The sequence below is a fragment of the Caballeronia sp. genome (assembly GCF_028292365.1).
Taxonomy (GTDB): Bacteria; Pseudomonadota; Gammaproteobacteria; order Burkholderiales; family Burkholderiaceae; genus Caballeronia.
Genome location: NZ_JAQGMM010000562.1, coordinates 1 through 8458, shown reverse-complemented (window position 1 = coordinate 8458; position 8458 = coordinate 1). Strand labels below are relative to the sequence as shown.

6 protein-coding genes and 1 pseudogene are annotated in these 8458 nt (G+C 59.2%); 4 read left to right on the top strand and 3 right to left on the bottom strand.

Annotated elements, in window-relative coordinates; all coding sequences use genetic code 11:
* From JWR14_RS33250 to JWR14_RS33235, 4 genes and pseudogenes are all read left to right on the top strand, one after another.
* Nucleotides 1-523 (top strand): annotated as a pseudogene (locus JWR14_RS33250) (ABC transporter permease); the annotation flags it as partial.
* On the top strand, nt 520-1614 hold the full coding sequence (gene yjfF / locus JWR14_RS33245) for a galactofuranose ABC transporter, permease protein YjfF (RefSeq protein WP_299717932.1): 1095 nt from the start codon (nt 520-522) through the stop codon (nt 1612-1614). The pseudogene JWR14_RS33250 and the gene yjfF, both read left to right, overlap by 4 nt.
* A gap of 178 nt (nt 1615-1792) precedes the next feature.
* On the top strand, nt 1793-3535 hold the full coding sequence (locus JWR14_RS33240) for an IlvD/Edd family dehydratase (protein ID WP_299717930.1): 1743 nt from the start codon (nt 1793-1795) through the stop codon (nt 3533-3535).
* Nucleotides 3536-3599: 64 nt separating this feature from the next.
* Nucleotides 3600-4529 carry a Gfo/Idh/MocA family oxidoreductase gene (locus JWR14_RS33235; RefSeq protein WP_299717928.1) on the top strand — a complete coding sequence of 310 codons (930 nt, stop codon included), beginning with the start codon at nt 3600-3602 and terminating at the stop codon, nt 4527-4529.
* A 57-nt stretch (nt 4530-4586) separates the two neighbouring features.
* Here JWR14_RS33235 and araH read toward each other — a convergent pair whose 3' ends face one another.
* From araH to JWR14_RS33220, 3 genes are all read right to left on the bottom strand, one after another.
* Nucleotides 4587-5591: an L-arabinose ABC transporter permease AraH gene (araH, locus tag JWR14_RS33230; RefSeq protein WP_299717926.1), complete on the bottom strand. Its 1005-nt coding sequence runs from the start codon at nt 5589-5591 to the stop codon at nt 4587-4589.
* A gap of 68 nt (nt 5592-5659) precedes the next feature.
* Entirely contained in the window at nt 5660-7168 is a 1509-nt protein-coding gene (gene araG, locus JWR14_RS33225; protein WP_299717924.1) for an L-arabinose ABC transporter ATP-binding protein AraG, read from the bottom strand.
* A gap of 104 nt (nt 7169-7272) precedes the next feature.
* A complete protein-coding gene (locus JWR14_RS33220; protein ID WP_299717922.1) occupies nt 7273-8277 on the bottom strand; it encodes an arabinose ABC transporter substrate-binding protein in 1005 nt (334 codons plus the stop codon).
* Between the last annotated feature and the right edge of the window lie 181 nt (nt 8278-8458).

Genomic DNA, 8458 nt, shown 5'->3' with positions numbered 1-8458 from the left:
TTCTGTGTGGGTCGCGGCCGGTGCAATTACCGCGACTGCGTTGCTCATGAATCGCACCGCGCTCGGCATGTTCATTCGTGCGATCGGTATTAATCCGGTGGCCACGAAACTGGTCGGCCTGCGCTCGAGTGCAATCGTGTTCGGGGTCTATACCTTCTCGGGACTGACGGCGGCTATTGCAGGCATTTTGATCAGCTCCAACGTGCGCAGCGCTGACGGCAACAACGCCGGCTTGTTGCTCGAACTCGATGCCATTCTCGCCGTCACGCTAGGCGGCACGTCACTGCTCGGCGGAAAGTTCAGCCTCGCGGGCACCGTGCTCGGCGCATTGATCATCCAGACACTGACGTACACCACGTACTCCATCGGCGTACCGCCAGAAGCCACGCTCGTCGTGAAGGCAGCGGTGGTGCTGGTCGTAAGCGTGATCCAGTCCGCCACAGCCCGCACGGTCATCATGCGACAACTAAAACGTGTTCTTCCCTACGCCCTGAAAAAGCCCCTTAGCGAGGCTGCAAAATGAGGAACCTCCTCGATCGCCTGGTCGATCCGCGTACCCTGCCGATCGTCGTCACCATTGTGTTGTTCATCGCACTGTTCGGCTTCGGCTCCGTGATGTACACCGGATTTTTTTCGCTGCAGGTGCTGCTTGGCCTGCTCGTGGATAACGCCTTCCTGCTGATCGTCGCGATCGGCATGACGTTCGTGATCGTATCGGGTGGCATCGACCTGTCGGTGGGATCGGTCGTCGCCTTGACAACCATCCTCTGCGCCGTATTCGCTGAACACCTGCATTGGCCGATATGGGTAATCGTGCCACTCGTCCTCATGCTCGGCGCGTTGTACGGCGCGGCGATGGGCGCGCTGATCCACTTCTTCAAACTGCAGCCGTTCATTGTCACGCTGGCCGGTATGTTCCTCGCGCGCGGCGCGTGCTTCCTGATCACCACGCAGTCGATCACCATCAATGATCCGAGCTTCCACGCGCTGTCGGGTTTTCACATCGATATTCACGGCGCATCGCTCACGGCCGGCGGCCTGATCGCCATCGCGACGCTTCTGCTCGCCATCTTCGTCGCGCACTTCACGCGCTTCGGGCGCAACGTTTATGCGGTCGGCGGCAACGAACGTTCCGCGTTGCTGATGGGGCTGCCCGTGGCGCGCACGAAGGTCGGCGTCTATGCGTTGAGCGGCTTCTGCTCGGCGCTGGGCGGCGTGGTGTTCACGCTGTATGTCCTCTCGGGTTACGGCTTGCAAGGCCAGGGCATGGAACTCGATGCGATCGCCGCTACGGTCATTGGCGGAACCCTGCTCACCGGTGGAGTCGGTTATGTGATCGGATCGGTCTTCGGCGTCGGCATTCTCGGGACCATCCAGACGCTCATCACATTCGACGGCACGCTGAGTTCGTGGTGGACCCGCATTGTTATAGGCGCTCTTCTATGCGCGTTCTGCCTGTTGCAGCGTGTGATCGAACGGCATGCGGCCCGGCGCAAATCGGATGGGACGGCATCGGGTGAACGAGCAAGGTCGAAGCTCAAGCGGCGAGATGCGGCGCGGCAACACGATGCCGCGAACAAAGCCGACCCGGTTGCGCTTGGGTCCCGGAGTTAACGCGATCCCCTGGATCGGCAGTAAGAGATGTAAGACGGCACGACTGCTCTGCATGTTCTATAAAACGGATAGGTCAGCGCATAGAGCGCAATCACTAAAAAGGTCCCGAACGCAAAGCGTGTTCGTGCACACGAAGTCTTGAATCAGCAAACACATAGCAACGGTTAAGGAAAAATCGATGTCAGACGCAAAACGCCCGCTGCGCTCAGCCCAATGGTTCGGCGCTGCCGACAAGAACGGTTTCATGTACCGAAGCTGGATGAAAAACCAGGGCATCCCCGATCACGAATTCCAGGGCAAGCCGATCATCGGCATTTGTAATACGTGGTCTGAACTCACACCCTGCAATGCGCATTTCAGGAAGCTCGCCGAACATGTGAAGCGCGGCGTGTTCGAAGCGGGTGGATTCCCGGTCGAATTTCCCGTGTTCTCGAACGGTGAATCGAACCTTCGCCCGACCGCGATGTTCACGCGCAATCTCGCCAGCATGGACGTGGAGGAATCGATCCGGGGCAATCCCGTCGATGCCGTCGTACTGCTCGTCGGCTGCGATAAAACCACGCCCGCGTTGTTGATGGGCGCAGCGAGTTGCGACGTGCCGGCCATCGCGGTGAGCGGTGGCCCGATGCTCAACGGCAAACATCATGGCCGCGATATCGGCTCGGGCACAGTGGTCTGGCAGTTGAGCGAACAGGTGAAGGCCGGCAAGATCACGCTGCACGAATTCATGTCGGCGGAAGCGGGCATGTCGCGTTCTGCCGGAACGTGCAACACCATGGGCACGGCATCCACCATGGCCTGCATGGCTGAGGCGCTCGGCGTTACGCTGCCGCACAACGCCGCGATTCCGGCCGTGGATTCGAGGCGCTACGTGCTCGCGCATATGTCGGGCATACGCATTGTGGAGATGGCGCTGCAGGACGTGAAGCTCTCGAAACTCCTGACGAAAGAAGCCTTCGAAAACGCCATTCGCGTGAACGCGGCCATTGGCGGATCGACGAATGCGGCGATTCATTTGAAAGCAATCGCGGGACGTATTGGGGTGAACCTTGAACTCGATGACTGGACACGCATTGGTCGCGGCACACCGACGCTCGTTGATCTGCAACCATCGGGGCGCTTCCTGATGGAGGAGTTTTATTACGCGGGCGGTTTGCCCGGCGTGATCCGGCGCCTGGGTGAAGCAGGTTTGCTGCCCCACCCTGACGCGCTGACGGCTAACGGTCATTCGTTATGGGAGAACTCGAAAGAAGCGCCTATCTACGACGAAGAAGTCATTCGTCCGCTCGACAAACCCCTCGTTCCTGATGGCGGCCTGTGCATCGTGCGCGGCAATCTCGCGCCCAATGGCGCGGTGGTCAAACCATCGGCAGCGACAGCGGCCTTGCTCAAGCATCGCGGCCGCGCGGTCGTGTTCGAAAATTTCGATGACTATAAGGCCCGCATCGGCGATCCCGAACTGGACGTGACGGCCGACTCTGTTCTCGTGCTGAAGAACTGCGGACCGAAGGGTTATCCGGGCATGGCGGAAGTCGGCAATATGGGCTTGCCGCCCAAGCTGCTGGCGCAAGGCGTGACCGACATGGTGCGAATCTCCGACGCCCGCATGAGCGGCACGGCGTATGGCACCGTGGTGCTGCATGTGGCGCCCGAAGCGCGCGCCGGCGGTCCGTTGGCGGTCGTGCAGCAAGGCGACTGGATCGAACTGGACTGCCTGGCGGGAAAGCTGCACCTCGATGTCAGCGATGCGGAACTCACCACGCGTCTCGCTAATTGGGCTGAAGTGCAAACCGTTGCGCCCGCGGACACAAGCGGGTATAGAAAGCTGTACGTGGATCACGTCCTGCAAGCGGACCAGGGATGCGACTTCGATTTTCTCGTAGGATGTCGAGGCGCCGATGTGCCGCGGCATTCGCATTAATCCGGCGCGTTGCACGTACCACCATTGCGTACCACATCAAAAAAGCTTTCTTTAAGGTCCAACCATGACAGAGCAAGTTGCGATAGGCATTGCCGGTGTCGGCAAGATCGCTCGCGATCAGCATTTACCCGCTATCGCCGGTAACACCCGGTTCAAGCTCATTGCAGGCGCGAGCCGGAATGCGCGGATTGACGGGGTCAACAATTATCAGAATGTGGAAGACATGCTGGCAGCGGAGCCGCTAATGCAAGCCGTGTCGCTGTGCGCGCCGCCGCAAGTCCGCTTCTCCCAGGCGCGTGCGGCGCTTGAAGCGGGCAAGCATGTGATGCTGGAGAAACCACCGGGCGCGAGTGTGACCGAAGTGACGGTGCTCGCCGATCTGGCTCGGCAAAATCAATGCACCTTGTTTGCGTCGTGGCATTCACGTCATGCCCCGGGCGTTGAAACCGCGCGTGCATGGTTGGCCGGCAAAGAGATCACAGCGGTGAATGTCCTGTGGAAAGAAGATGTGCGCCGCTGGCATCCGGGTCAGGACTGGATCTGGCAACCGGGCGGTCTGGGTGTATTCGACCCGGGCATCAACGCGTTATCCATCATCACGCGTATCTTGCCGCATGCGTTTTTCCTGAAGTCAGCAGAGTTGTTTGTCCCGGCGAACCGGCACAATCCGATTGCCGCGAACCTTGATTTCAGCGACGCGCTCGGCACGCCGATCCGGGCGGAATTCGACTGGCGCTTTGGTCCGCAAGAACTGTGGCAGATCGAAGTAACCACTCGTGACGGTCTCTTGCATCTGGCTCAGGGCGGGAAGTTTTTGAAGATCGATGGAGAGGTGAAAGACATCGGACCGGAGAGGGAATATCCGAGCCTTTATGATCGATTCTTCGATTTGATCTCGACCGGTTCAAGCGATGTCGATGTCAGCCCGCTGCAACATGTTGCCGACGCGATGTTGCTTGGCAAGCGGCATGAGGTTGAGAAGTTCGAGGACTAATGGGTTTCGCCTGGGGTCGATGCTTTTATCAAACGCATCGGCCCCAAGCTAGCTGAATCAAGCCACCCGCTTGCTCCTCCGATACTGATCGAACAGCACGGCTAACAAGAGAATCCCGCCGCGAATCAGATACTGATAGAACGTCGGTACATTCATGAGACTCATTGCGTCCTGCACCGAGCCCATGATCAACACTCCAACCAGCACGCCGGAAATAGTGGCTACGCCGCCCGTCAGCGAAACGCCGCCCAGCACGCACGCGGAAATCACGCCTAACTCCAGCCCGACCGATGTCTTGGGGTCTCCAAGACTCATCCGCGATGCCAGCATGACGCCCGCAAACCCGGTCACAAGCCCCTGCAGCACGAACACCGTGATCTTGATGCGCATGACCGGCAACCCAGCCAGCAACGCCGCTTCGCTATTGCCGCCGACCGCCAGCACGTTCTTCCCGAACACCGTCTTCTTCAACAGGAAACCGAATATCACGAATCCAACGATATTCGACCAGATCGGAAACGAGATCCCCAGGAACGAGCCGCCGCCCAGATCGAAGAAACGCTCTTCTGAAATCATCACAGCGTCGCCGTTCGACGTGATGTAAGCCAGCCCGCGCACGACTTCCATCATGGCGAGCGTAACGATCAGCGAGTTGATCTTCCAGCGCGCAATCAGCACGCCGTTCACCAGCCCGACCGCCCCGCCCGCCAACACGCCGCCCGCTATGCCGAGCGTGACGCTATGGGTGCTCGTAATCAACGTGGACGCCACCACCCCGGCAAACGCCACGATCGACGCCACCGACAAATCCACTTCACCAAGCGCCAGCACGAACATCATGGTGACGGAGATGGAGCCAATCAGCGTGACCGACAGCAGCAAGCCCTGGATGTTGCGCGAACTGATGAAATCCGGCACGGTAAAGGACAGCGTCGCGAACAAGATCACGAACACCATGACGATGCCCGACTTGTTGATGAGGTCCCAGGTCCTTGCGGCACGGGCACGAGCGCCCGTGCTTTCGGCGGGGTTCGACTGATTGGTGACAGGAGTGATTTGCATAATGTCTCTTTCGTTCGCCACGCGTTGGTACGCGCCGCGGGTAGTCTCTGGTGTAACCGTGCGTGCTATCAGCCGGGTAGCGCGAGCTTGATCAGGTGATCCGGCGTGGCCTGCGCCTTGGGCAAGTTACCGACTATCTTTCCTTCGCGCATCACCATCACGCGATCCGCCACGCCGATCACTTCGGCCAGATCGCTCGACACCACGATGACCGTTCGCCCGGCTTCCGCGAGCGCATACAGCAGGCCATAAATTTCACTGCGCGCGCCGACATCGATACCGCGTGTAGGCTCATCCATCAGGAACACGTCGATCTCTTCCGCCAGCCAGCGCGAGAGAATGACCTTCTGCTGATTGCCGCCTGAGAGCGTGCCGATAGGCGTATTGCCATTGCGTGTCTTGATGGCTAGCTTCGCAATATAGTCAGTGGTGGTCGAGGCTTCCTTGCGGCTGTTCAGTATGTTGAACGGGCTGAAATGCCGCCGGCAACTCATGTTCAGGTTGTCGGAAACGGAAGCAATCGCGACGATGCCCTCTTGCTTACGGTCCTCCGGGCACAGCGCCACGCCCGCACGAACAGCATCGCGCGGCGACCTGAACTTGCGTTTGGACCCCTTGAGCACGATCTGCCCGGACACGGGTTTCACCGCCCCGTAAATCAGCTTCATCAACTCCGACCGTCCAGCACCAACGAGCCCGAAGAACCCGACTATCTCCCCTTTGCGCACGCTGAAACTGGCGGGCTCCGAAAGGCCCGGCCCCATCAGTTCCTGGACATCGAGTTGCACGTCGCCTATCTCGCGCGTGCGGTATCCGTACACATCGTGGATCGAGCGTCCGACCATGCAACTGATCAGCCGGTCACGCTCGAGTCCATCGACTTCCTCGAAGGTCTCTATACGACGGCCATCGCGGAACACCGTCACGCGATCGCAAAGCGCATACACCTCATCCATCCGATGCGTGACATAGATAATCGCGCGCCCTTCTTCCTTAAGCGCGCGGATAATCTTGAACAATTGCTCCGTCTCGCGCGACGACAACGAACTCGTGGGTTCATCGAAGGCAATCACGCGAGCGTTGCGCATCAACGCCTTGCCGATCTCGATCATCTGCCGCTGCCCGATCGACAAATGCTTGACCTGCATGTTCGGATCGATCTTTTCTCCCAGGCGATCCAGCTCGCTGATCGCGCGCTTGACCAGGGCCTTTTCATCGAGCACGCCGAAGCGGCTTGGCATTGCGCCAAGCATCAGGTTCTCGGCCACGGTCAGTTCCGGGACAAGATGCAGTTCCTGATAAATGATCGCAACGCCTGCCTCAATGGCTGCTTTCGTAGTCGTGAACTGCTGCTCCACGCCGTCCAGCGACAAGCTGCCGCCACTCGTTGAATTGACGCCCGAAAGCACCTTCAGCAAAGTGGATTTGCCCGCGCCGTTCTCGCCCATCAGCCCGTGGACTTCACCGGTGCGCACGTCCAGCGACACCGAGTCGAGCGCAAGCACGCCAGGAAAGCGCACTGTGATGTTGTCGAGCAAAAGATAAGGCGCGGCCGTGGCCACTGCGGTATCCGTCATTGGGCGTTCCTCGTTGAAAACTAAATCGGGGCGTGGTTCTGCTCAGTGATTCAGATCAACGATCACAGCCATCATTGACCAAAACCACGCCCGTCGCGAAACGCTCAGATGCCCAATTCCTTGCGCACGTCCTGCCAGTTGCTGCGAACCATCAGCTTGCCCGTGGTCTGCGTGTCGGCCGGCGGCGTCTTGCCGGACTTGATCCAGTCGACGAGGTTCTGTGTGCTGTCCTTGCCGTGGTTCGTCGAACTCACCGCGATGGTGCCAAAGAAGCCAGTGGGTTCCTTCTTCTGGAATTCCGCGAACGCTTCGCCTGCGCCATTGATACCGACGCCAATCACATCAGGCGACGCTATATGCAGCTGTTCAGTCGCGCGCACGGCGCCCAGAACGGTCTCTTCATTAATCGCGAAGATCACCCACTTCTTGATGTTCGGATGCTGCGACAACACCGGCGATGCCGCATTGAAACCGCCCTCGTCATCGGTCGTTTTTTGTGGGGCATCAAAGATGTTTTCTTTCTTGAATCCGCCAGCCAACAGCGTCTCCGTCGCGCCGTCCGTACGTTGCTTGGCCGTGGGCAGTTCGTAATCCGTGATGCGCAGTGCGCCTACTTCTTCAGGTTTCCAGCCGCGCTTTTTCATTTCATCGGAGATGGCGGTGCCTACCTGATTGCCGATCTTGAACGCGGACATGCCGAGGTGCGGAACGTTAGGCAACGGCTTGCCCGTTGAGTCGACAAGCTGGTCATCGACCGTCACGAACTTCATGTTGTAGCGTTTTGCGCGTGCCTGGATTGCCGGTCCAAGGCGCACGTCGGGCGCGCAGATCACAAAGCCCTGAGCGCCTTGCGCGCCAAGATTATCGATAGCGGACAGCACCTTCTCACCGTCCGGCGTACCAATGTTCACCACCGAGAATTTTTCCTTCTGCCCGAGTGCCGTCGCCGCTTTTTGCTCGTTGATGAACCATGCCTGTTCCGGCATCTTGACGAGGAAACCTACCTTCAGGGGCTCGTCGGCGTGAGCGGACATTTGCGAGGCAAACGGAATGCCAAGCGTGGCGGCAGCAATAGCGGACAGGGTCAAACGGCGAAGCTTGTGATTCATGGTGGCGTCTCCTGGTGTGGAATAAAGGCTGCATGGCTTGAGTGTTCTGCAGCGGGCGCAGGCTTGCAGCCCGTTCGCCCTTCTTGCGTTACTGCTGGTCAATCTTCAGCCCGCGCTAATCCGCCGGACAGGCGGTTTGGCAGCATGTTTTGTCGCGATTGTTCGCTGCGGTGCTTATGCT

What these genes read in the sequence shown, in the direction of transcription:
- araG (WP_299717924.1), bottom strand. Translation starts at nt 7,168, where the DNA reads ATGACGGATACCGCAGTGGCCACGGCCGCGCCTTATCTTTTGCTCGAC.
- yjfF (WP_299717932.1), top strand. Translation starts at nt 520, where the DNA reads ATGAGGAACCTCCTCGATCGCCTGGTCGATCCGCGTACCCTGCCGATC.
- JWR14_RS33220 (WP_299717922.1), bottom strand. Translation starts at nt 8,277, where the DNA reads ATGAATCACAAGCTTCGCCGTTTGACCCTGTCCGCTATTGCTGCCGCC.
- JWR14_RS33240 (WP_299717930.1), top strand. Translation starts at nt 1,793, where the DNA reads ATGTCAGACGCAAAACGCCCGCTGCGCTCAGCCCAATGGTTCGGCGCT.
- araH (WP_299717926.1), bottom strand. Translation starts at nt 5,591, where the DNA reads ATGCAAATCACTCCTGTCACCAATCAGTCGAACCCCGCCGAAAGCACG.
- JWR14_RS33235 (WP_299717928.1), top strand. Translation starts at nt 3,600, where the DNA reads ATGACAGAGCAAGTTGCGATAGGCATTGCCGGTGTCGGCAAGATCGCT.